Here is a 22,774-nt window from a genome sequence, read left to right on the forward strand (position 1 = left end):
CTTATTTACGACCGATGAAACGAATGTCCCACGACTTCAGCAGGCCATTTTCAAGGTTGTTTCTGTGCACCATATTAACGTTAGGTGCGCCTGCAGCACGGGGATCAAAAATGTAGTATTCGTCCTCAGCGGCTGTATCAATAACGCGCAGGGTCCATTCACCTTGTACCTGTTCTCCATAGAAGTGATGAGTCAGCATCTGCGTGTTGTCCATACCACTTTTACCCAGAATGGTGCCGGTGCGTGGTGTCATGATGACGCTACGAGTACCTGCAGGAGAGATTAACTCAATCGCGAGATCTCGGGTGCTGGTGTGATTGATATTGACGCGCACCTGGACAGCATCCACCGTCATCTCTTCTGTTGATTGATATGCACTTTGTACACCATTCACATCACCGTCCGGGATCTCAGCGTTTGCGCTAACCACAAAGCGTTCGGTCTGAGTAAACTGACCCAGAGTCTGGTTGTAGAATCGCGCCATATTGACCGCCGCGTCTACATCCACGGCACCAAAACCGTAGTAATTATGGAAGGTGTAGCCTGCAGCATTGGTCTGCCAGGTATCAATAGCCTGATAACTGACTGTGTCACCTTGTGCATTATTAAAAGACAGTGAGACACCCGGGTTATCCGCATCAATCTTGCGTGCCGTGGTGGCCAGGATATGGCGCACATCTTGCCAAGTCAGCGCCGGATTAGCCGACATGATCAGGGCGATGGCACCGGCTGCACTGGGTGCGGCAGAAGAAGTGCCGTTAAAACGTGCGCCATAATCACAGGTTGGATCCAGTGGATGACCGCCATGCAGGTCGTTGCGGCCATATGCCGGGTTATATCCCGCGTCACACCCACTCAGATCTGTGGTGATCATCGCCGGGGAATAGACACCATACTGTCCGCCTGTAGCAGACACGAACACGGCAGAACCTACGGTTGAATAGGAAGAGAGCTGACCATCAGCATTATAGGCCGATACAACCAGGTTCCAGAATGACGTATCCATTCGCTCCAGGTTGACATTTTGCAGCGGTAAACCATGGTTGTCATTGTCGAAACGCAGGTAGCCGGAACCTAAATTAGGATCCTTAAAGGTTTGTCTGGCATAGCCGTTACCAGCCGATTTGACGAAGAGTGCCCCGCGGCCACCATGTGTCGTACGCGTTATTTCTTCCTGTGCATCTTCATAGGTTTTAAGCCAGGGCTCTTGGTCATAGTCAAAGCTGACAGGTGAGGACAATGTACGGCCATAACTTTGGTTAAAAACTCTCGGAAAATCAAAAGAGTGCTTGCTGTAACCATCTGAGTACATGCCGTGAGACTGTAGCCAGTTGGCGGTGTTGTAATTACCTGATGAGATCAGGTTAAAGCCCACAAGTCCAGCACGTGGGGCAATACCTCTTCCCCCCACGCCATTAAATGCGCTTGCCGCGATAATACCGGCAACGGCTGTACCATGGCGATCTGTGGGGCCGCTGGGCTCCAGGTTGGGTGTATCAGTGGTAAAATTCCACGAACCCGGCCGCACATTATCGCGTAAGTCCGGGTGAGTCAGCTCTACGGCTCCGTCAATCACGGCAGTGGTAACGCCTGTGCCCAGAATGCCCAGCGCATGAGTCAGAGACAGATTCATATCTTCGCCTGCTTTACCGCCACGTTCTGAAAAGGCAGCCTGTCCGGTATTTTGTAAATGCCACTGGTGAGATACCAATGGATCGCCTGGCATCAGTGGATAGTCGGCAGCCGAGGCGGCCACACTGTATGAGGCCGCGATACATGCGGCCAGTATTGTCTGTTTAGTTCTCATCATAGATTAGTTTCTTCTTATTTACATTTGTACCCATTTGCTCCTGTACCTTATACTGTAATATTTGAAAATGAAAGGTGTACAAGGTTTTTATTTGGTTAACTTTGAGGGCGGGGAAATATAAATGTTGGTGTGATGGGCGTTTACTGAATGTGAGCATCGACTCAGCAACAACTAAATGCAAATATACTGTGAAAAGTAATCACCATTTTGCTCTGTCAGAAGGAAAGCACGAAAGATATGTGCGGAATTATCACAGAGAAAGTGCTTACTCCATTTCTGGTTGCGGCGACTTTAGGCGGCTATTCTTACCCAAATTTTGATGTAATAAAGGATGTGAAACCAGAACTCTCTCACAGTAACGAGTAGCTCAGTTATGAAAGCCTGGGTTCGGTACCTGTCAGCGTGTGCAGCAGGTAAATCATTCAGGCTTTCGCTCAAGGTCAGTGTATATTCTGCTAAAACATGACAGACTTTCACTTATTGCTCACGTTTCAATATGAATAGCTGTATTATCAATTTGTTTATAAATTGTTTCTTGATGAATGGGGTTTTCTGGGTTACAGTAAATTTGCACCTAAGATGGGTGCAATTAACTTAAACAACAAAGGAAATGACTATGAACTTAAAGTTAAACAAGAAAAAAATGAAAAGCTTATCTTCTGATAGCAATAATATGCCTGCAAATATGACACCTCTTGTTGCGGGTGGTACAGATATCAACAGCAGTTACGGTGGTGATGGTACCGTCAGTGGACTAGGCTATACAAATTGTGTTGCCCACACTTGTGGTATGGACACATGTCAGGCGACTTGGTAGTCCGCTTTACTAAATAGCCAAGAGAACGCCTCACCGAGGCGTTTTTAGTTGTTAGCTAAGAGCCGACCAATGAATACCTGAGAACACTCTACTGACTTCCTGGTGTTATACTCATTACATGTATAATCCTTCTCAGCGATGACATAAATCGTCCCCGAAACCAAACTGAACGGAAATATAAAGTTGGCCACTAAACATTAAATGTCAGTTATTGACGATGTTTGTGACACCGATTCTAAGAACATGAAGGCTTTTACCTGAATGGCCTGTTTTGTGTTCTAACTCATGTTCAAAAAAGCAAACTTTCTAATTCGCTGAATTTCGCCTACATTTTCAACATAAATTATTTCTTGATTTCTGTATGAGCAACTTACCGGATAAAAATAGCGTAGATGGAGCGACTTATTACGCTGCCGAGTTAGCTGCGTTTCCAGCATCTATGAATGAGGCAGAACTACTCAGCTTTCTTAAATTGTCTATGGAATACGTTGCAGATGAAGTGTTCTGGGTGACGTCTGACTCTGAAATTCTCTATGTTAATAAGGCTGCATGTGAAAGGCTATCTGGCACAAGGCTTTGTGGCGCACGTTGGCAAGCCTATAGATATGAACAGCTTATATCAAGTTCTGGCACGGTTCTGAGTGCCTGAGAAAGAGTGATAATATTATGGTCATTACAAAGAGTTAAAAAAGAAGCCGCTTAGCGGCTTCTTTTTTTCATATTTAACCCAGAGCCAGGTAACCGACTCAGGTTAAACCATTACAGGCTTTCGATTTTCGCTTTTTGCTCAAGCAGCTTAGCTTTGGCGTCGCTGTACTCGGCCAGTTTGGCTTTTTCTTTATCGAGTACCGCAGCAGGAGCGTTGTTGACGAACTTCTCGTTTGCCAGCTTTTTCTCGACCTGTGCCAGGCCTTTTTCTGCTTTTTCCAGCTGCTTGGCGATACGGGCCATTTCGGCTTCGACATCGATCAGGCCCGCCATTGGGATCATGATCTCCAGGTCGCCGATAAAGGCCGTTGCCGATGCCGGGGCATCGTCTTTGCTAGCCAGGACCTTGATGTCTTCCAGTTTAGCCAGTGAGCTCAAAAATGCCTGGTTGTCATCAAGACGACGCTGATCCTGCTCAGACACGTTGGCCAGTAACACACCCAGCGGTTTGCTTGGGCTGATGTCCATTTCACCACGGATGTTACGAATAGCCAGGATGAACTGCTTAACCCACTCCAGGTCTTCCATCGCTTGTGTGTCTACCTGCGACGCATCAAACTGTGGGAAGCTCTGTAGCATGATGGTGTTGGCTTCGATCCCAGCCAGCGGTGCAACACGCTGCCAGATGGTTTCTGTGATGTAAGGCATTAGCGGGTGCATCACGCGCAGCAGGCCTTCCAGAACCGTGATCAGGGTATGACGTGTACCGCGTTGTTGTGCTTCGTTGCCCTTGAACAGAATTGGCTTGGTCAGCTCCAGATACCAGTCACAGAATTGGTTCCAGGTGAACTCATAAATGGTGTTTGCCGCCAGGTCAAAGCGGTAGTTGTCCAGGTGCTCACTGAAGGTTTTTACTGTGTTCTGGAACTGGCCCAAAATCCAGCGATCGGCCAGAGACACCTGCATCTCGCCACCGTTGAAGCCACAATCCTGCTCTTCGGTGTTCATCAGCACGTAACGGCTGGCGTTCCACAGCTTGTTACAGAAGTTACGGTAACCTTCCAGGCGGTTCATGTCCCAGTTGATATCACGGCCAGTAGAGGCCATGGCCGCCAGGGTAAAGCGCAGCGCGTCGGTGCCGTGTGCTTCAATACCATCGGCAAAGGTCTTGCGAGTATTTTTCTCAATCTTAGCGGCCAGCTGTGGCTGCATCATGTTACCGGTACGTTTTTGAACCAGGCTTTCCAGATCGATACCGTCGATCATATCCAGTGGATCCAGTACGTTACCTTTGGACTTTGACATCTTGTCGCCATTTTCGTCGCGGATCAGACCGGTCACGTAAACGGTTTTAAATGGCACCTGAGGCTTGCCTTGGTCATCTTTCACAAAATGCAGTGTCATCATGATCATACGGGCAACCCAGAAGAAAATGATGTCGAAACCGGTTACCAGCGTGTCTGACGGGTGGAACATTTTCAGGTCGTCGGTGTTCTCTGGCCAGCCTTGCGTGGAGAAGGTCCACAGGGCAGAAGAGAACCAAGTGTCAAGTACGTCATCGTCCTGGCTTAGAACCACGTTATCTGCCAGGTTGTTGTCGCGGCGTACTTCGGCTTCGTCGCGGCCAACGTACACATTGCCTTCGTTGTCGTACCAGGCCGGAATACGGTGTCCCCACCATAGCTGACGAGAAATACACCAGTCCTGAATATCGCGCATCCAGGAGAAGTACATGTTTTCGTACTGTTTTGGCACAAACTGAATGTCACCGTCTTCAACGGCTTTGATTGCCGGCTCAGCCAGTGGTGCAACGCGCACATACCATTGGTCAGTCAGCAGCGGTTCGATGACTACACCAGAGCGGTCGCCGTAAGGCACTGTCAGGCTGTGGTCGTCGATTTTTTCCAGCAGGCCGGCCTGTTCAAACTCGTCAACGATCAGTTTACGGGCTTCGAAACGGTCCAGGCCATGGAAGCGCTCAGGCAATGGTGCATCCAGCTCCAGTGGCTTGCCATCAAAAGTGAAGGTTTCGCCTTCGCTTAAGATTGCCGCATCTTTGTTGAATACGTTGATCATAGGCAGCTGATGACGCTTACCAACTTCGTTATCGTTGAAGTCGTGCGCTGGTGTGATCTTCACACAACCAGTGCCTTTTTCCATATCGGCGTGCTCATCGGCAACGATTGGAATACGACGGTTGACGATTGGCAGTAAGATCTCTTTGCCGATCAGGTCCTGATAACGCTCATCGTCCGGGTTGACTGCTACACCCGTGTCACCCAGCATGGTTTCCGGACGCGTTGTTGCAACAACTATGTAGTCTTTGCCGTCTTTGGTTTTAACACCATCGGCCAGCGGGTAACGCAGGTTCCACATATGGCCCTGCTTGTCTTTGTTTTCTACTTCCAGATCAGAAATGGCGGTGTGCAGTTTCGGGTCCCAGTTCACCAGGCGCTTACCGCGGTAGATCAGGTCATCTTTATACAGACGAACAAAGACTTCTTTAACCGCTTCAGACAGGCCGTCGTCCATAGTAAAGCGCTCACGATCCCAGTCTACTGACGCGCCAAGGCGACGTAGCTGCTTGGTGATGGTACCACCAGATTCGTTTTTCCACTGCCAGATGCGGTCGATGAATTCGTCGCGGCCCAGGTCATGGCGGGTTTTGCCTTCTTCGGCTGCCAGCTTACGCTCAACAACCATTTGGGTTGCGATACCTGCGTGGTCCGTTCCCACCTGCCATAAAGTATTTTTGCCCTGCATACGCTGGTAGCGGATCAGGGTGTCCATGATGGTGTCCTGGAAAGCGTGGCCCATGTGCAGGCTACCCGTGACATTCGGTGGCGGGATCATGATCGAATAGGCATCGCCCTGACCTGATGGCTTAAAGTAGCCATTCTCTTCCCAGCCTTGGTACAAAGACTGTTCGATATCTTGCGGATTATAGGTTTTATCCATTACACAGAACCTTAAAAAATACTTTAGTTGTCAATTTCTTTGGTTGAAATTTCAGCGCCGAGCTGACGCAGTTGCATGAACCGCTGGCGTGCCGCGTGTTTGGCATTGCTTTCAACCGGCACAAAATCATAGATCTTGTCGAATCGGCGCACAAAATCTGGCAGCTGCTGTGCCAGATTAATTAATATGGTGCGTCTGCCAACAGGTGGCATTTGTCCGATCTCGACCGGTGCGCCCCCTTTGGGGCCTTCGCCTTGCAGGTTATGAGGCACAAAACTGTCGGCCTCAAAACACCACAAATGCTCGTCAACCGCATGGGCATCTTCAACGCTGTCTACGTAAATAAAGACACGTTGTCCGGCGCGATACAGCTTAGCGGCGCTGCGTGCGGCGAGATCAAAATGAGCCGGTACTGGTTTGCCCGGCTCATTGTCTTGCTTTAATACAAAAAAGCGTGCGTTGATGGTCATGACATGTGGTTTTCTAGCTAGCGAAACGCCCTGTCATAGTGGGTAAGTCTGCATATGACACGGCGTTCAAAATAAAGCCGCATTCTGACACAGAATACGGCTATCATCAATCAACGTGGTGGGGTGACATGGGATGTCACGCCATCAATTAGTCCTGAGGTTGCTCAGTCACGTCCACGCGGTTAAGCAGGTATTGCATTAACATAGGCACCGGACGACCAGTTGCGCCTTTGTTGGCACCACTACGCCAGGCTGTACCTGCGATATCCAGGTGTGCCCAGTTGTACTTCTTAGTGAACTTAGATAGGAAGCAGGCAGCGGTGATAGTACCCGCCGGGCGGCCACCCAGATTGGTGAAATCGGCAAACGGGCTTTTCAGTTGATCCTGATAATCATCCCACAAAGGCAGCTGCCATGCGCGGTCGCCACTTTGCTCTGAGGCTTTTAGTAAGTCATGGGCCAGTGGGTTGTGGTTCGACAATAAACCCGTTGCATGGTGGCCCAATGCAATAATGCAAGCACCGGTCAGGGTCGCCACATCAACCACGACTTCTGGTTCAAACGCTTCTACATAGGTCAGTGCATCACACAGTACCAGTCGGCCCTCGGCATCGGTATTGAGTACTTCAACCGTCTGACCAGACATAGTGGTCAGGATGTCACCCGGACGATAAGCGTTGCTGCTTGGCATGTTTTCACAGCCAGCCAGTACGCCGATGACGTTGAGTGGCAGTTGCATTTGCACCACGGCACGCATCAGACCCAGTACGCCCGCGGCACCACCCATATCGTATTTCATTTCATCCATGCCTTCGCCTGGCTTGAGGGAAATACCACCGGAATCAAATGTCAGACCTTTGCCAACAAAGACGATAGGCGCTTGCTTTTGCGGAGCGCCATTGTAGTGGATCACCGACATGACAGATTCATTGTCACTACCGCGACCAACAGCCAGATATGAGTGCATACCCAGCTCTTCCATTTCTTTTTCGCCAACCAGGTTAACCGTGACGTTGTCGAATTCATCAGCCAATGCCTGTGCTTGTTCACCTAAGTAGCGAGGGTTGCAGATGTTTGGCGGCATGTTTGCTACGTCTTTACATAAAGTGGCACCGGCCGCGATGGCAAGGCCATGCTCGATGGCGCTCTCGCCAATAGGCAGTTCGCGACGCGTCGGGACATTAAAGACGATTTTACGTAGCGGGCGGCGCGCTTCGCTCTTTTTGCTTTTCAGCTGGTTAAAGGTGTAAAGGCTGTCCTGAGTGGTTTCGACGGCCTGGCGAACTTTCCAGTAAGTATCGCGTCCCTTAACGTGCTGTTCAGTCAGGAAGCAAACGGCTTCCATTGAACCTGTGTCGTTTAATGTGCTGATGGTTTTGGCGATGATCTGTTTGTATTGTTTGTCGTCCAGCTCGCGCTCTTTACCACAGCCAACAAGTAGCACACGTTCACTCAATACGTTTGGTACATGGTGAAGTAAAAGCACCTGGCCGGGTTTACCTTCTAGGTCTCCGCGGCGCAGCAGGTTAGAAATATACCCTTCGCTGATTTTATCCAGCTGCTCCCCGACGGGTGAAAGGCGGCGTGGTTCGTATACGCCGACAACAATACACGCACTGCGTTGTTTTTCTGGGCTACCACTTTTTACGCTGAATTCCATTGCGACTCCTGAGTCAATGTGCTGTCTTTTTTGAACTTTTTATGCCTCAGCCACTCAATTTCTGAAGGCTGAACTAAAAAACGGCTAATTGACGCGTGCATTTGGCGCTTTAGCCTGTTGCTTTAGTAGGATATTTGGATCCGATGGCATATAATAAAGTGATTAAAATAACCAGTTTACTCAAAATTTCCTACTATTCCAGTGAAATGAGACGTTTTATAGGGGCGGACATTGCTTATTTTTCGTTATCTGACTGCTGAGATTTTAAAATCTCAGGTCGCCGTTTTTATGACCCTTATGACCATTTTCATCTCGCAGAAGTTTGTCCGGATCCTGGCAGAGGCCTCTGGCGGCAGTATCCCGGGTAAGCTTGTTATGTCTTTTCTCGCGCTTAATTTGCCCAAACTGGCGGTATATATTCTGCCATTGAGCTTATTTTTGGGCATTATTCTCGCCTATAGTCGAATCTATGCCGACAGCGAAATGACAGTGCTTAAAGCCTGCGGTGTCAGTGAGTGGTACGTCGTGCGTGTGACTCTGATATCGAGTTTTGTGATTTCTCTGATGGCGGCCGCGCTGAGTTTATATGTGGCCCCCTGGGCTGGTGAAAAAGAAAACCAACTGCGTGAGCAAGCCAATGCAGAATCAGGACTCAGCCAGATCCGGGCCGGACGGTTTCAGCAAACCGGTAACGAAAAGGCTGTGGTGTTTGTCCATAACACCAGTGATCAGGGTAAAGAGCTGAATCGCGTGTTTGTTGCCCAGTTGCCTGATCGCGGATCAAATCAGGCGGCGCGGATCGTCTTTGCTCAGAATGGCCGGGTAGTGGAAGAAGGCTCCGGCGAGCAGCAGCTGGTGCTCAGTGATGGTAAGCGGTTCGAAACCGACGGCTTTAGCCAGGCCCTGAACAAAACCGAATTTAGCAGCTATCAGGTGCAGATCCGCGAACAGGAAATTGAGCAACGACGTCGTAAACTTGAAGATTTACCCTCATCCAATCTGCTGAAAATGGGTACGCCTGAGGCCATTGCCCAGTTCCAACTGAGGTTATCTGTGCCCATCTCGATTATTTTGCTGACCCTGCTGGCGGTACCGCTCAGTGTGGTAAACCCCAGACAGGGTAAGTTTGCCAAACTGGTACCCGCCATTTGTATTTATCTGGGCTACTTTATCATGCTCAATGCGGGTAAATACCTGGTGGCTGAAGGCAAAGTACCGACCTCGGTAGGACTGTGGTGGATTCACTTATGTGTGTTGTTTATAGGTGCTTACTTGATTGCTAAAGGCCGGCCTTTTGGCGTTTGGGTGCGCTCCATGCTGTTAAAACGGGAGCCACAACAATGATGAAAACGCTGGATTGGTATCTTGGACGTAGCATTTTGCAAACCACTGGCTTTGCGCTGCTGGTGTTTGTGGGTATCAATACCTTAATCAAATTTATTGAACAATTGCGCTCAGTCGGTCGTGGTACCTATGAAGTGATGGACGCCTTGTTGTTCACTTTGTACAGCATGCCCAGCGATATTGTGGTGTTTTTCCCGATGGCAGCCCTGATTGGAGGCCTGACCGGGTTGGGCGCGCTGGCTTCGAGTAGTGAACTGGTGGTGATGCAGGCGGCGGGCATGTCGCGGTTGCAGATCATCGGCTCGGTGATGAAGTCGGCCATTGTGCTGGCACTGTGTATGATGGCGCTGGGCGAGTGGGGCGCACCACAGGCAGAGCAAACCGCTAAGCAATTGCGCAATCAGGCAATTAATGGCGGCGAGGTATTTGAAGCGCAGCAGGGCGTGTGGGCCAAAGATGGCAGTAATTTTATCAATATTGCCAATATCGAGAAGTCTGGCAATCTGCAAAATATCAATATTTATCACTTCGATGATGACCTGAACCTGCTGAAAATCACCCGGGCTAAATCGGGCACAGCAACGGACGAAGGCTGGCAGTTACGAGCCATTGAAGAAGTGCTCATCGAGGAAGAGCAGATCCGTACAGAGTACGCGCAAACGCTTGTTTATGCCTCTCAGCTGACACTAGACCGACTGGATGTGGCCTCGGTCGAGCCAGATGCATTATCGTTTTCAGGCTTGTGGTCATACTTACAGTATCTTGAGCAAAATGAGCAGGATACCAGTAACTATGAACTGGCGCTGTGGCGCAAAGTCATGCAGCCGCTGACTATTGCTGTGATGCTGCTGGTTGCCCTGTCTTTTATTTTCGGACCGCTGCGTTCGGTCAGTATGGGCGCACGGATTATTATGGGTGTGATCACGGGGCTTATTTTCCACCTCAGCAATGAGATTTTTGGTCCAATTGTGATGGTTTACGAGATCCCTCCTGTGGTGGGGGCGGTGATGCCTAGCGTGCTATTTACCGCGACGGCGTTTTATCTTCTTAACCGCCAGCGTGGTTAGCAAAGATAAAGCATACAAAAAAGCCTGACTCAGTCAGGCTTTTTTGTTGCTGCTCTTGTGCTGAGCAAGCTAGTCCAGGCTATCGTAAATACGTTTATTTTCTTCTTTACTCAACACCACGACTTCGGTGCCACATATCATATCCTGAAGCGCACGTTTGTGTTTGAAATCGACCAGCACCAGCAGGTTACCCAGGCCTAATAGCGCGCATAATGCCCTAGCGCTGGCTCTGGGCCAGCTTAGCAGCTCGCCATCTGGCGTTTGCACTTTCAGTCGCCAGGCACGCATGCCTATGGTCTGGCCGCTCTTAGTCCAGAAGTAAGCAAAAAACAGCACCGAGACGGCAATCAGCACAAAACCACGGAAAAATGACAACAGAGGAGAAGCCTGGATCAGTGCCGAGACGTCTTCATGGTTGCCTTGTGAGAGCCAGCCTGCCGAGATAAAGCCTTCAATCACCAATAAAAAAACCACCATTGATAGCATTGCAAATGCAATCACGACCAGACCATCATAGATCAGAGATGCAAGACGACGGGTTAAGCCCGCACGGGGAAACGAAGCCATGTAGTTCACTCATTAAAGCTGAAATATGGCTTATTCTACCTGATTTTTAATCTAACACTAAAAAACCCGGCGAGTTTTCAGCAGCTGTTCATTTACCAAGCACTTGAACGACGTTTTGTAAAAAACGCTTGCTACCCTCCCGCCAATTTGTATAATGCTGGGCATAGAGACGAAGGCATATAAAACAAAGCCTAAGCTCAAAGTGGTTTTTCTTTATTTTCTCTAAGTTAGAAGATAAAAGAAAAATTATGCCAGTGTGATGGAATTGGTAGACATGACGGATTCAAAATCCGTTGCCTTCGGGCGTGGCGGTTCAAGTCCGCCCACTGGTACCACTTTTTATAACCCTGACCGAATAGGTCGGGGTTTTTTTATGCCTGTTTTTCAGTATGAGGTTTTTAGAGTAGCAAAGTGGCATAGGACTTGAGCCCCACGCCGGGCGTGGCGCTGATGTAAGTTAAGAGTCCGCCCACTGGTACCACTTTTTATAACCCAGCTTTTTAGCTGGGTTTTTTTATGCCTGAATTTTGATGTTTACATACGGTGTTATCCGTCACGATGCTTACGCTTTGTGAATTACAGTGCGCAATGCAGCCTTAAGCTGAAATTCCAATTGAACTTCATTTTGCCATTGATGTGCTCACCACTCTATTAGGTTAAGGTATTTGGTTCTGTAAAACAGGCTTGTAAAATATGTTCAAAGTGGCTCTAATAATGCACTTGGAAAAGTTCCATCGGTAAAGAACTTGCTGTTGTACTAAGGCTTAAATCGACAACAAGTTGAGCGACTGACGACTCACTATAAGGGAACACCCAAGGCTGAAATCGTACTATTCGATACGTTTTGTCTTGCATGTTTTCTTTGTGTGGATAGAAATGTGCCCAGTAATAGCTATATGGAGATTCTTTAAATCTTATGCAAAAAATAAAGTCATGGTTTCTTGTTCCGATGCTGGGGATTTTAAATTTAGTGGTTGGTTATTTTGTCACTAAGTTTTTAGATTCATTTATGTCTGAAGGTGTAACAAAGATCACCGAGCTTCCTATATCCTCAATACACTGGAGTCGTTACCTTCCAGCGATGCTCATTGGAATTACGGTTAGTATATTATTGTTTTATCTATGTAAGAATTTAAATGCAACTCGGTTGACGAAGTATTTATCGTACATTGGTTCTTCAATGGTTATTATAGCTGTGTTTCTCTCAGGTACGTGGTACAAGGATCCAATTTATACACTCTTTTTACCCGAAGACGATTATTTCACAGCCGAGAAAACAAACTTCGTTAGCTCGAATGGAACTATAGTTGCCTGGTCTGATAAATGTGTGCAATCAGGTCGTGTGATGTATTGCTACGTAAATTTAAAAAATATTTCTGAAAAAGACCAAGATGTCTCGATTATTACGGGTCGTACATATGTGATCACAGGAGAGAAGGCGCAAGTAAGAGTGAATACATATGGAAAACTGGGGAACCTGGAAGATAAACACCTTCGCGATACAATTGTTGCCCCACGCCAGTTGACTGTTACGTATGGCTTGAAGTTTGAGTTACCAGAACCGACTAGGTTTGAGACGATCCCAAATCTTCGTGTAGGATTGAAAATTGGGGATTATAAAGATCAGTTCTCGATGGCAAATCGGCCGCTCGTTAATGTTTCCGGGCATTAGGCATTAGGCATTAGTTAAGGGCAGAGGACTATGTTAGAAATGAACGCTAATAAACTTTATTCTAATCAGTTCCTCTAGTTACAATGCTTTTATTATGTCAAATAAGGATAGAGTAGTGAGTATTAAATTGTCTAGTAGGGCCATATACGTTGAGAAACTAGGTGTGACGTACCATCAGCAGGGAAGAGTTAGAACATTCTGCCATCAAGATCATAGTAATAATTTTTCACACAACAGCTTAGAACAAACCCTATCGGGCGCGATGCTCAAGGCTTTCTATCAGTGTAGAGAGAGGGGGCAATTTATACCCGTGGCATTTGGAAGAATAAATGGAGTATATGGTGGCGTGATCGGGATGCTACGTTTTTATAATAACAAATTTGAGTTTTCATATTTTGATCCTACTGGATATGATAAAGATGATTACGATAGGTATGGCAAGAATGCTGAAATAGACATTATTTTCACTTTAAATCGACTTACTGTGAATAGGCCTCAAGCACCATATCAAAGAAATATGACCATGATTTCATTTGATTTGGATGCTGAATTTGAGGACGCTTTCTCATTGGCGCTATCAACTTTAATTTATGCTTTGTCACACCATTTAACAGTTGAACAAGAAAGCGAGCTTGGTAAAATTCTAAGTTAATAAAACTCTTTTCATATCATTGAATTTACTAATTTATAAGAATTAGTATTTTAAATGAAAGTAGAGAACCTACTTGGGAGGAGCAAGCCCATCTATTTTGGTAGACGGACTTATAGGTGCGTGAAGTTAAGATGTTTTGGATTCTCTAAATTGAGCATCTTTTGTTGAGCAGATCATCATAGTAATGAGTGCACCGCAGCAGAGGGCCCAAGCGATATAAATTAATCCTTCGAAGTTGTCATAAATAATTGTCCATGACTTCATATTAAAGTAAGACCAGGCAACGTTTTCAATTAAACCAAGTAAATAAATTAGAGAGGTGTACATGTATAGCCAATGGAATAATCCATCGAAAAGAGTTAGTTCAATGTTTTTTGAGTTAGAGAATAGCCTTGATATCTGAACTCTGAAGATTAAGACCAGAACTGTTATTATCCCAGATAATAGTTGGAATCCATAAATGAGAGATCCTTGCAACAGCTTATTGTCAGAAGGTGTTACGTAATTTATTAACCCAGCTTTAAAAATGGCATAAGTGATACCGTTTAGAATAAAAATAAACCCGGAAATATGAACCATATTAATGTCTTTTAGGTAAACACCGTACAATGAACATACTAGAAGAAGTGATAAATACAAGGGGGTTACCAGACTCTCATCCCACAACTGGATGTAGAAAAATGCCATCGAGGCAATACTGAGCAATACCAAGTTTGAGAGTTTCATTATTTTTCCTTTTCAACTTTAGCTCTTAATAATTCAGTTGCCTCAGCATCAATATTGGTGCGTGCAACTCTTGGGGGCTTTATCGCTGTCCCCCCAAATACTAGCTCTAATTGGCTAGAAGATAACGACTTTATATTAACATCAAGAGAATCTGCGCTTCGACCAGTTTGAGTAATTAAGGTTGCAGCCTTACTTAAAAATTTGGTTGAGAGTACCTTTTTCATTTTTCGTCATCCTGTAACTTTGACTCATTAGTGCTATTCATGTTGCCACTAATCAGCCTGATCTGATTGAGTAAAGTTTTAGTATCTATTTTACAGTGCATAAACCATAGAAAAAGCTGCTTTGACTTGATATCGCTTACACCCAGCTCATAGTTACTAATTGTTTTACGATCACACTCTAACTTTCGCGCCATTAGCTCTTGAGAGATTCCTGCATTTTTCCTCATTGCTTTCAAATCATCGCCATTTATCACGCCCTTTTTCCTTTTCAAATTGCAATGCGGAGACTTTTCCACATTTTTATGATTAAAATTTTAACAAGATTTACCGAATGTTAAAACAAAAAGTGATCGTGTCAAGCTTACTGTTGTTAGAAGGTATCGCTAATACTGCCGTGCAGGGCAGTGAAGTACACGATATTTCTAAATATTTGAAAGGTCAACAGGTTGTTTACATAAAGGATGTTTTCTTACCCAACATTAAAAACTCTGAGTTTGGTAAAGTTACGCTATATTTGTCAGTTGAAGTGTAATGCGATGAGTATTTTATCCATTTTGGCGCGGTGGAAGGTCCTCTGTAGATATCTTACTAAATCAACAATCATAATACTTACCACTGTAAAATTGCTTGCGATAAATCTAGGCTAAGTCAAAGCGGGGAGTGTGTTGCCCGAAGGGAAACGACGAAAATACAGTACACAGCAAAATTTTTGCTCGTGACAAACGTCTAATTCTGATAGAGCAAAGTAATCTTTGAATTGCCTGGTTCACTATTTACATCATATCTCCCTAAATGCGGCGTGTTTCGTGCCGGGATTGTTGATGGTCTTAGACATTAATTTAGGTGCCGAGGTACAATATCAACATGACAATAAGGCGGGGGAGTGAGCCATTCTCGTTTTTGTCGGTTGGGGAGTGTTTTAGCCCAAGTCAATCAAAGCCGCTTTGTAGACCCTTATATTTCAACGCTAGAGAGATTAAATGAAAACGTTAATTGTATTGCTTATGACCGCTGTGGTTGCTTTTTCAGCCCATGCAGATGAAAAGTCCATTCAGCACCTTAAGGTCGCGGATGTAACTTCGGTTGAGGATGCGAGAAAGATTTTTTTAGAAAAAACGTCAGAAATCAGAAGCAAAAGAGACCTGGATGCGGCCGAGCTTCAGGATATCCATGTTATCACTTACACCCTTGAGAAAAGTGTTGAGTTTTTCGCGCTTAACCTGATTGGTGACAAGAAAAAGCTGGCAGAAGACATTGCGGTTGTGGTTGAAAATATCCACATTAATTCAGAAAGAAACCGTAGAGAAGAGACACAAAAGCACTTAAACCAGTATTTTGTGCTGGCAGATAGATTCATCAAGAGTTTCTAATTTAACACCTCTCATTGATTTATCTCTTGGGTGCGAGCCGTTGCAAATGACTCGCACTCACCCTCCCTGAGTTTCTAAGGTCCGCTAACCTGAACCTTGGTTGTTTTGCATAAATGGCAAGATGCTGGAGTTTCCAGTGGGCTAAAACTCGGTCAAATTGCCCGTCTGGTTATCCGCTTTACTGGACTGCGACTTTGCATATTGCTTCGCCGTCATACCAAATTGCTTTTTAAAACACGCACTGAAATATGAAGGTGAATTAAAGCCACAGTGCTCAGCGGTTTGGGCTATAGTGTGCCCGGCAAGTAGCTGCGGCAGAGCCTGATATAAACGGTACTGACGCAAATATTCATTAGCACCGATAGACGTTACGGACGTTAATTTACGATGCAGCTGACGCTCACTCAGGGCCATTTCACTGGCGACCATAGAGACGGTTAGTGTTGGATCACTGAACAGAGTTTCCAGCACAGATTCCAGTTTATCTAAAAACGCGAGCGTGGCGGGGTTATTGGCAAACTGTTGCTTCGGCGTTTCCGGTGCTTGTATCAGGCGCTTAGTGGCAGGTATAAGCTGCGCTTTCAACTGAGCTTGTGTTGCTTCTATCAGTTTGAAGGTATTGCGTATTTTTAGTTTGAAAGCGTCCAGGTTAAAGGGCTTAGTGAGGTAATCGTCTGCTTGTAGTGCAAGTCCTTTAAGGTGTTTTTCTTCATTCAGGTTCGCAGTGACTAACATCAACGGAATATGGGCAGTTAAAGGGTCGGATTTTAGCGCTTGTGTGAGCGCAAAGCCATCCATGACTGGCATCATGACATCAGAGATGACCATATCCGGTAAGTGGGCACGCGCCGATGCTAGTCCCGCTTCACCATCACTGGCTGTGAGTACCTGATAGTCCGGTGCCAGTAAAGTATGAAAAAATTCAAGCATATCCGGGGTGTCATCGATTAACAAAATACATTGAGTCTTATCATGCGGCACCTGTGGGGAGGCGGCTTCAACGCTGACATGAGTCTGAGTAGGCGCTTTGCAAAGGGGCAAGTTCACGGTAAAACAAGTGCCTTGACCAGGTGCAGACTCAAGCTGGATCTGACCACTGAGCTGATCGACTATTTCTTTGACCCGGCTCAGACCCAACCCCTGTCCGGAGGTAAATTGATGACCTGCCTCGGTTCGGTACTCGGGCTCGAAAATACGCGTGTGATGCTCTGGTGCGATGCCAATCCCCTGGTCCGATACACTCAGTACCGCGTGCTGACTTGAACGAGCCGCTTTCAGAGAAAGGTGTATTTCGCCGCCCTCATAGCTGTATTTGATAGCGTTACTGAGCAGGTTGCTGATGAGCTGATGCAGTTGATCTGGCGGTGTATTCACCAATAACCCGGGCTCTATCTGATTATTGCAGTTCAGAGATTTGTCGGTTAACAAGGGCGTGAAAGCGCTGAGCTGTTCTTGAAGCAACGCTGATATATCCTCAGGTTGCCAGTTATCTTGTGTGACAGGCGCTGCCTGTGAGTTGTTCGATGAAATGAACATGAGGTGCTCTATGAGCACTTTGAGCCGTTTGGTGTTACTGATCACCAGATTGGCCATCTGGGTTCTTTGCTGTTCATCGGTACTATTGCGTAATTGTTCAGCCGGACCCTGAATTAAAGTAACCGGCGTCATCAGCTCGTGAGAGAGGGTTTTAAGCAGGGCTGTACGTTGTGCTTGTGCGGCCTCAAGCTGGCTATTTTGCACTTGCATCGTTTGCGTGTGCGCACGAATTGTATCCTGTAACTGCTGTTGCCGGCGTTTCAGCGCTGAGATTCTGATGCGGTAGGCACTATAAATCAACAAAGTTGCCAGCAGAGCATAGCTTGTTTTAGCCAGCGCTGATGCATACCAAGGTGTGTGCACCGTAAAGTGTAATTCAGAGATTTGTTCGGACCAGTTGCCCTGATTGTCAGTGGCTTTCAGCCGCAGGGTATAGTCTCCCCAGGGTAAACGTGGGATCATCAAGGTATGCTCATTACCCAGTTCTACCCAGGTATCGGCCACGCCAGACAGCTGATAGCGAAACTTTTGTTTAATGTTATTGATCAGATCGCCATTGGCCAGACGCAAACGCAGGCTAGCATGTTGTGGATCAATGGCTGGAACAGTACTGGTATTGTAATAGTGTTGCTGTTCTCCGTGGGGCGCCGTGATTGTCAGGACGCTGATCCGGGGGCGTGTGTCGATCCGATGTAGCTTATCCGGGTTCAGGCGCGTTATTCCTTGTGTGGATGCGAACCAAATGTGTCCGTCAGAGTGGGTTGCAGTGCCTTCCAGATAGCCCTTCCTGAACAACCCGTCTCCATGGTTATAAAATGCCACTGCACCAGAATTATGTTGCCAATGCCACAGGCCTTGTCCGGTTGAGATCCACACAGTGTGTTTATCATCAAAAGCCAGGCTGGTCGCACTCAGTTTATTTAGCGGCTCGGGTAAGTCCTGCCAGCGTTGCTGCTCAGAGTTGTATAGGCGCAAGCCGCGGTCGGTTTGCACCCAAATCCTGCCATCGGGTGCCGGCGTGACTGAATATGTTGCTGTAAAAGGCTGACTGGCAGAGCCCGGAATGGCTTTAAACTGCTCAGAGCTGAGTGAGTACACCTGCAACCCCAAATCGGTTGCCATCCAGAGTCTGTCTTGTTCTTTTGCCAGGTGATGAAGCTGATTGCTTAGTAGCGGGCTATTTGTGCTGGTGAAGTGGGTGATAGCCCGGGTATCTGGGGCAAATCGACTCAGGCCATCAAAACTGTGTGCCAGCCACAGTGACCCGTCGTCGGATTGCACCAGAGTATTGATTGCCTCAGGAATCGTGTAGTCAGCCAGGCTGTAGCGGGCATCGACCTGGGCATTTTCCGGGTTCACCACCAATAATTCGTGATACATAGCGGCCCACAGGCGTCCGTCTGGTGTCGGTGTCATCGCCTGAGCAGAGTGACTTTCGGAAGACACGCAACGTTTAAACTTACCGTTTAGTGTGTACTGACACAGGCCGGCCAGTTGATCTGCAAGCCACAGATAGTCATTGAACTGTGTCAGCTGATTAATTTCATATTTGCCTGTTTCGCTGGGGTGAGAAAATCCAAAGTTGCTCATGGCGCTGTGATTAACGGACTCAATAATCACGCCTTCGTTAAAGGTGCCATAGATGCGCAGGCTGTTGTCTTTGTATAAAGATAAAAGGGGCGGATATGATTGTATGTGAGTCATCACTCCACTGGTAAGTTTTAGCATACCTGTATTCAAAGACGCTGCGTGTATTTCACCATGCTCTTTATATAAGTCAAAAACATAGCCAACCGTATCAAACTCATTAGGATCCCGGTAGATGAGCTCGACCTTATTCTGGCTCTGGTTATACATACCCAGGCCTAGCCCATGCATGGCCACCCAGGTCTGACCGCCTTCGACAGTCCAGAGTTTATCGGCCGTAACGGACTCTCCGGGTGGCAAAGTGACTGGTGTAGCCTTGCCACTGATCGTGTCAAACAGATACAAACCGCGTGTGGTTGCCAGCATCAGGGCGTGCTCTGAAGCCTGTGCTATCGAGAGGATCTTAAAGCGCTGCACCACGTTGTTAATATGAGTCTTGACGGGGAGTAGTGCATCTTGACTCACCATATACAGACCGTCAGCAGCGCCTGCCCAGAGTCGGTTGTCTTGAGCCAAAAACAAGGTATAGATATTGAGTGGCTGAGTGCGCCCGGCGATGCTGAGGGGGCGAAAGTACTCGGAATTTGGCCCGCGCACTTCTAGTCCCTGTTTGCCGGCAACCCAGAGCTGCTGCTGAGCATCAATCAGGATGTCTCTGATCCACAATGCGTTGCTGAGGGTCGGAGTATGGTCACGAGAGAAAACGTCAATGGCAGCGCCATCGTAGCGCGCCAGCCCTTTGTCGGTAGCAAACCAGGCAAACCCCGTGTGATCCCGCTCAATATCAAATATACGGTTGCTGGGTAAACCGTCAGCCACGGTTAATGTGGTGTAGGTAGTTGCAAGTGCACAAAAACTAAGTTGCAACATCAATAGAAGCGCAATGAGTTGAGGTAAAGCAGGTCGCAAGGCAAATCTCATGTATTCAAGTCTTTGTTATTATTGTTTTTATTTTTTATTGTGGGAGGTTTCAAGCAAAATTAAACAACTATCATAGCCTGCAAGCAGGTAAAAACAAACCGCCAGTTTTAAAGAAAATGGCTGGAAATTATCGAAATATGTCTGATTTCAGATACAGAACAAGACCGATAGCAAGGTACAATTTGAACCATCATCAATCCTGATACGATTTTTAATCGGGTGTTCTGCGTATCAGGTGAAGCAGTACAAAGGAAGCAACAATATGAACAACAAACAACTTAGCTCGCTCAGTTTACTGGCCTTATGTATAGGTACTCTCACCGGATGTGGTGGCTCAGATAATAACCTCAATCAGCCTGTCTCAGCCAACAACAGTAGCAATACACAGAATAACTCTGGTACCGATTCGGATCAGGTTACGGGAGACGAGAATAAATACAGCCAGCGTGGACGGGTGATTGATGGCTATGTATCCGGGGCCAAGGTTTGGCTGGATCTGAATAACAACGGCTCGCACGATGCAGATGAACCCAGCGCGCGCTCGACAGATCAGGGAAGCTATCTACTTGAACTAACAGCCGCTCAGAGACAATGTAGTGTGTATGTACCTACTTACGTTGATGTGCCTGTAGGCGCTATTGACGAGGATTTAGGTGAAGTGACCAAGGCCTACCAGCTGGTACTACCCCCGTCTCTGGAGGCCATTGAAGATGACCGCATTGCGGCGCATGTAACGCCTCTGACAACGGTATTGTGGCAGTCATTGAGTGAGTCTGAGGCCTTCAAAGGAAAAAGCTGTGCTCAATTGCAACAGGAACCCAGACTGTTAAGTGAGTTGCTGAGCATCTTACGTCAAACCACAAACGAAGTAATTGCACATTACAACATTTCTGAACAGCAGTTGTTCAGTGATTACATTGCGAATGAGGACGAACAGGCAAAGCAGTTAGCAGAGCGGATTGTATTAGGGCTTCAGGCTAGTTTGAAAAAGCGCCTTGAGTTAGCTGAGCAATACCCGGATGCGGATGAGATCCGCGTTATTCACTACCAAAAAACGCCTCGGTCTGAGCACAGCAGCGAACAACTCTGGTACCGCGACATTGTGGTATTTGGCAAAGACGACAGTACTTTTTTCAGTGAAACGGCTCAAATGGATAGCGAACTGGAAAACGTGGTATTTGTGGAGTATCTGAGAAACACGGTATACCAACCCTGGGGAGCTGCAGGTCAATACAAGCAGCAAGTTGATCTTATCAGAGAGAATGCGGAAGATACTGGCCGTTGTGTATTTAAAGAGGGCATTTCAGTCACCCTGCAAGGGATTAAATATGCGCTCTCAAACTCACTGGATCGTAAACGCGACAACGAGGTGCAAAGCTGTGGCTGGCAACAGGACTTTAGCGCGAGGACTGAACGTTTGCTGTCGATCACATACGGCACAGAACTGGTAAAAAAATACACTCAGATAGAACAGCGTGACGGGATGCTTGAGGGGTTGAATGACTGGCATTCTCTGGGAAATAAGCATTCTGTGCTGGTATCGCAAGAGTTGGCTGACTATTTTGTTGCAAGTGGCTATGAATTAGAAAAGACACTGACTCTGCCTGCTTTTGGCTGGTATAAGCGGATGGAGGATGATAGCGGCGAAAACCGGGTGATGACGGAGCGATTTGCCGACACAGACTGGCTTAAAACCACCTATCGAAGCGATGGCACTTACACAACACAATGCAGTGAGGATGGCTCACTGTGGCTGCCTTGTCCCGCTGATTAGCATTTACGTTGTTGAAACGTAAGAGACCTCAGGCTTACCCTTTTGTTCCAACTGAGTTGTTCAATAAAAAATACAGTGCTCGGTTAGGCTTATTTTCAGGACGAACAAAGGGGTTTGCTATGGCCTTATGCTTAACTGAGCGCTTGGTTGTAGCGCAAAGCTAAGCGTTTGGAATAAAGAGTTATCCGGCTAGCGATTGCGGCTAAGAAAACGATCTACGTTGGCAAAAAGTTTGTTACATTTATCAAGCTGGCTTTGATATTCGGATGTACCTTCATTTAATAAAGCAAGACACTCTTTTTCCTGGCGATATTCGTTTACCATTTTTTCCAGCTTTTCTTCAAAACTGATTTTTCGCCCTTTATTGGCTGTTTTCTTTGTTTGCTTTCGCATGCTAATTCTCAATTTGATAGATAAGGTTTTATGAGAAATACGGGCCGGTCAAATTGATAATGCGGTAATAACGATTAACTTTGTACGCCAGTTTTCTGTATGGGGAGTTCACAAATAAGTGAAGTGGTTTTCTGTTTTTATGTTGTGTAGCGAGAATTTAAGAGATATGTGTTTTGCACAACATATCTCTTTATCATTTCACTAAGCTGCAGTGACGTTGGCAGCTTGTGGGCCTTTGGGGCCATTTTCTGAATTAAAAGTCACTTTTTGACCTTCAATCAGGCTCTTAAAGCCATCACCTTCAATTGCTCTGAAATGTACAAACACATCAGCGCCACCATTGTCAGGAGTGATGAAGCCAAAGCCTTTAGATTCGTTAAACCATTTTACTGAACCAGTTATCTTATTAGACATATATATACCTCGATATAATCGATGAAATTTAAATTGAAGCTACTAAATCTGTAATGAAGGAAAAGATATCGCAGGGTAAGTATGACGAAGTAAATCGAAAAGAA

20 protein-coding genes and 1 tRNA gene are annotated in these 22,774 nt (G+C 46.6%); 10 read left to right on the top strand and 11 right to left on the bottom strand.

All coding sequences use genetic code 11. The features are described from left to right. Nucleotide 1: 1 nt before the first annotated feature. Nucleotides 2–1,810, bottom strand: coding sequence for a S8 family peptidase (locus ACXAH1_RS03025; RefSeq protein WP_475193648.1), 1,809 nt, complete (start codon nucleotides 1,808–1,810; stop codon nucleotides 2–4). A 616-nt stretch (nucleotides 1,811–2,426) separates the two neighbouring features. Here ACXAH1_RS03025 and ACXAH1_RS03030 point away from each other — a divergent pair. Together ACXAH1_RS03030 and ACXAH1_RS03035 are read left to right on the top strand one after the other, a co-directional pair. Continuing rightward, complete coding sequence (locus tag ACXAH1_RS03030; protein ID WP_475193649.1) at nucleotides 2,427–2,627, top strand: hypothetical protein; 201 nt, start codon at nucleotides 2,427–2,429, stop codon at nucleotides 2,625–2,627. A gap of 361 nt (nucleotides 2,628–2,988) precedes the next feature. Further along, complete coding sequence (locus ACXAH1_RS03035) at nucleotides 2,989–3,276, top strand: hypothetical protein (protein ID WP_475193652.1); 288 nt, start codon at nucleotides 2,989–2,991, stop codon at nucleotides 3,274–3,276. A 110-nt stretch (nucleotides 3,277–3,386) separates the two neighbouring features. Here the strand turns inward: ACXAH1_RS03035 and ACXAH1_RS03040 are convergent, their stop codons facing one another. From ACXAH1_RS03040 to pepA, 3 genes are all read right to left on the bottom strand, one after another. Then, nucleotides 3,387–6,233, bottom strand: coding sequence for a valine--tRNA ligase (locus ACXAH1_RS03040; protein ID WP_475193654.1), 2,847 nt, complete (start codon nucleotides 6,231–6,233; stop codon nucleotides 3,387–3,389). A gap of 23 nt (nucleotides 6,234–6,256) precedes the next feature. Further along, a complete protein-coding gene (locus tag ACXAH1_RS03045; RefSeq protein ID WP_046004999.1) occupies nucleotides 6,257–6,703 on the bottom strand; it encodes a DNA polymerase III subunit chi in 447 nt (148 codons plus the stop codon). A gap of 148 nt (nucleotides 6,704–6,851) precedes the next feature. Next, nucleotides 6,852–8,363, bottom strand: a complete 1,512-nt coding sequence (pepA, locus tag ACXAH1_RS03050; RefSeq protein WP_054014488.1) for a leucyl aminopeptidase — start codon at nucleotides 8,361–8,363, stop codon at nucleotides 6,852–6,854. 231 nt (nucleotides 8,364–8,594) lie between these two features. Between pepA and lptF the strand changes: the two genes are divergently transcribed. Together lptF and lptG are read left to right on the top strand one after the other, a co-directional pair. After that, entirely contained in the window at nucleotides 8,595–9,707 is a 1,113-nt protein-coding gene (gene lptF, locus ACXAH1_RS03055) for an LPS export ABC transporter permease LptF (RefSeq protein WP_475193659.1), read from the top strand. Then, complete coding sequence (lptG, locus tag ACXAH1_RS03060) at nucleotides 9,704–10,774, top strand: LPS export ABC transporter permease LptG (RefSeq protein ID WP_253046011.1); 1,071 nt, start codon at nucleotides 9,704–9,706, stop codon at nucleotides 10,772–10,774. Before lptF ends, lptG begins: the two co-directional genes overlap by 4 nt. 69 nt (nucleotides 10,775–10,843) lie before the next feature. Here lptG and ACXAH1_RS03065 read toward each other — a convergent pair whose 3' ends face one another. After that, entirely contained in the window at nucleotides 10,844–11,341 is a 498-nt protein-coding gene (locus tag ACXAH1_RS03065; protein WP_475193663.1) for an RDD family protein, read from the bottom strand. A gap of 250 nt (nucleotides 11,342–11,591) precedes the next feature. Between ACXAH1_RS03065 and ACXAH1_RS03070 the strand changes: the two genes are divergently transcribed. The 3 genes from ACXAH1_RS03070 (at nucleotide 11,592) to ACXAH1_RS03080 (ending at nucleotide 13,665) form a co-directional block, all read left to right on the top strand. Then, nucleotides 11,592–11,676 (top strand) — tRNA-Leu (locus tag ACXAH1_RS03070). A gap of 581 nt (nucleotides 11,677–12,257) precedes the next feature. Beyond that, on the top strand, nucleotides 12,258–13,013 hold the full coding sequence (locus ACXAH1_RS03075; RefSeq protein ID WP_475193665.1) for a hypothetical protein: 756 nt from the start codon (nucleotides 12,258–12,260) through the stop codon (nucleotides 13,011–13,013). A gap of 115 nt (nucleotides 13,014–13,128) precedes the next feature. Then, entirely contained in the window at nucleotides 13,129–13,665 is a 537-nt protein-coding gene (locus ACXAH1_RS03080; protein WP_475193668.1) for a hypothetical protein, read from the top strand. A 126-nt stretch (nucleotides 13,666–13,791) separates the two neighbouring features. On the opposite strand, the gene ACXAH1_RS03085 is transcribed toward ACXAH1_RS03080, so the two are convergent. The 3 genes from ACXAH1_RS03085 to ACXAH1_RS03095 are packed head-to-tail and all read right to left on the bottom strand — an operon-like array spanning nucleotide 13,792 to nucleotide 14,869. Then, entirely contained in the window at nucleotides 13,792–14,391 is a 600-nt protein-coding gene (locus tag ACXAH1_RS03085; RefSeq protein WP_475193669.1) for a hypothetical protein, read from the bottom strand. Then, nucleotides 14,391–14,615 (bottom strand): hypothetical protein, encoded by a 225-nt coding sequence (locus ACXAH1_RS03090; RefSeq protein WP_475193671.1) that lies wholly within the window; start codon nucleotides 14,613–14,615, stop codon nucleotides 14,391–14,393. Before ACXAH1_RS03090 ends, ACXAH1_RS03085 begins: the two co-directional genes overlap by 1 nt. Further along, on the bottom strand, nucleotides 14,612–14,869 hold the full coding sequence (locus tag ACXAH1_RS03095; RefSeq protein ID WP_475193674.1) for a helix-turn-helix domain-containing protein: 258 nt from the start codon (nucleotides 14,867–14,869) through the stop codon (nucleotides 14,612–14,614). Before ACXAH1_RS03095 ends, ACXAH1_RS03090 begins: the two co-directional genes overlap by 4 nt. A 77-nt stretch (nucleotides 14,870–14,946) precedes the next feature. Here ACXAH1_RS03095 and ACXAH1_RS03100 point away from each other — a divergent pair, with 77 nt between their 5' ends. Together ACXAH1_RS03100 and ACXAH1_RS03105 are read left to right on the top strand one after the other, a co-directional pair. Further along, a complete protein-coding gene (locus ACXAH1_RS03100; protein WP_475193679.1) occupies nucleotides 14,947–15,147 on the top strand; it encodes a hypothetical protein in 201 nt (66 codons plus the stop codon). 448 nt (nucleotides 15,148–15,595) lie between these two features. After that, nucleotides 15,596–15,985: a DUF6746 family protein gene (locus ACXAH1_RS03105; RefSeq protein ID WP_475193682.1), complete on the top strand. Its 390-nt coding sequence runs from the start codon at nucleotides 15,596–15,598 to the stop codon at nucleotides 15,983–15,985. Between the two features lie 141 nt (nucleotides 15,986–16,126). On the opposite strand, the gene ACXAH1_RS03110 is transcribed toward ACXAH1_RS03105, so the two are convergent. Further along, nucleotides 16,127–20,089: a hybrid sensor histidine kinase/response regulator transcription factor gene (locus ACXAH1_RS03110; protein WP_475193685.1), complete on the bottom strand. Its 3,963-nt coding sequence runs from the start codon at nucleotides 20,087–20,089 to the stop codon at nucleotides 16,127–16,129. Nucleotides 20,090–20,351: 262 nt separating this feature from the next. Between ACXAH1_RS03110 and ACXAH1_RS03115 the strand changes: the two genes are divergently transcribed. Next, nucleotides 20,352–21,863: a hypothetical protein gene (locus tag ACXAH1_RS03115; RefSeq protein ID WP_475193687.1), complete on the top strand. Its 1,512-nt coding sequence runs from the start codon at nucleotides 20,352–20,354 to the stop codon at nucleotides 21,861–21,863. Between the two features lie 189 nt (nucleotides 21,864–22,052). Here the strand turns inward: ACXAH1_RS03115 and ACXAH1_RS03120 are convergent, their stop codons facing one another. After that, complete coding sequence (locus ACXAH1_RS03120; RefSeq protein WP_475193691.1) at nucleotides 22,053–22,256, bottom strand: hypothetical protein; 204 nt, start codon at nucleotides 22,254–22,256, stop codon at nucleotides 22,053–22,055. 201 nt (nucleotides 22,257–22,457) lie between these two features. After that, nucleotides 22,458–22,670, bottom strand: coding sequence for a transcription antiterminator/RNA stability regulator CspE (gene cspE / locus ACXAH1_RS03125; RefSeq protein WP_475193694.1), 213 nt, complete (start codon nucleotides 22,668–22,670; stop codon nucleotides 22,458–22,460). Between the last annotated feature and the right edge of the window lie 104 nt (nucleotides 22,671–22,774).

The organism is Pseudoalteromonas sp. AWH4_217 (assembly GCF_056161105.1).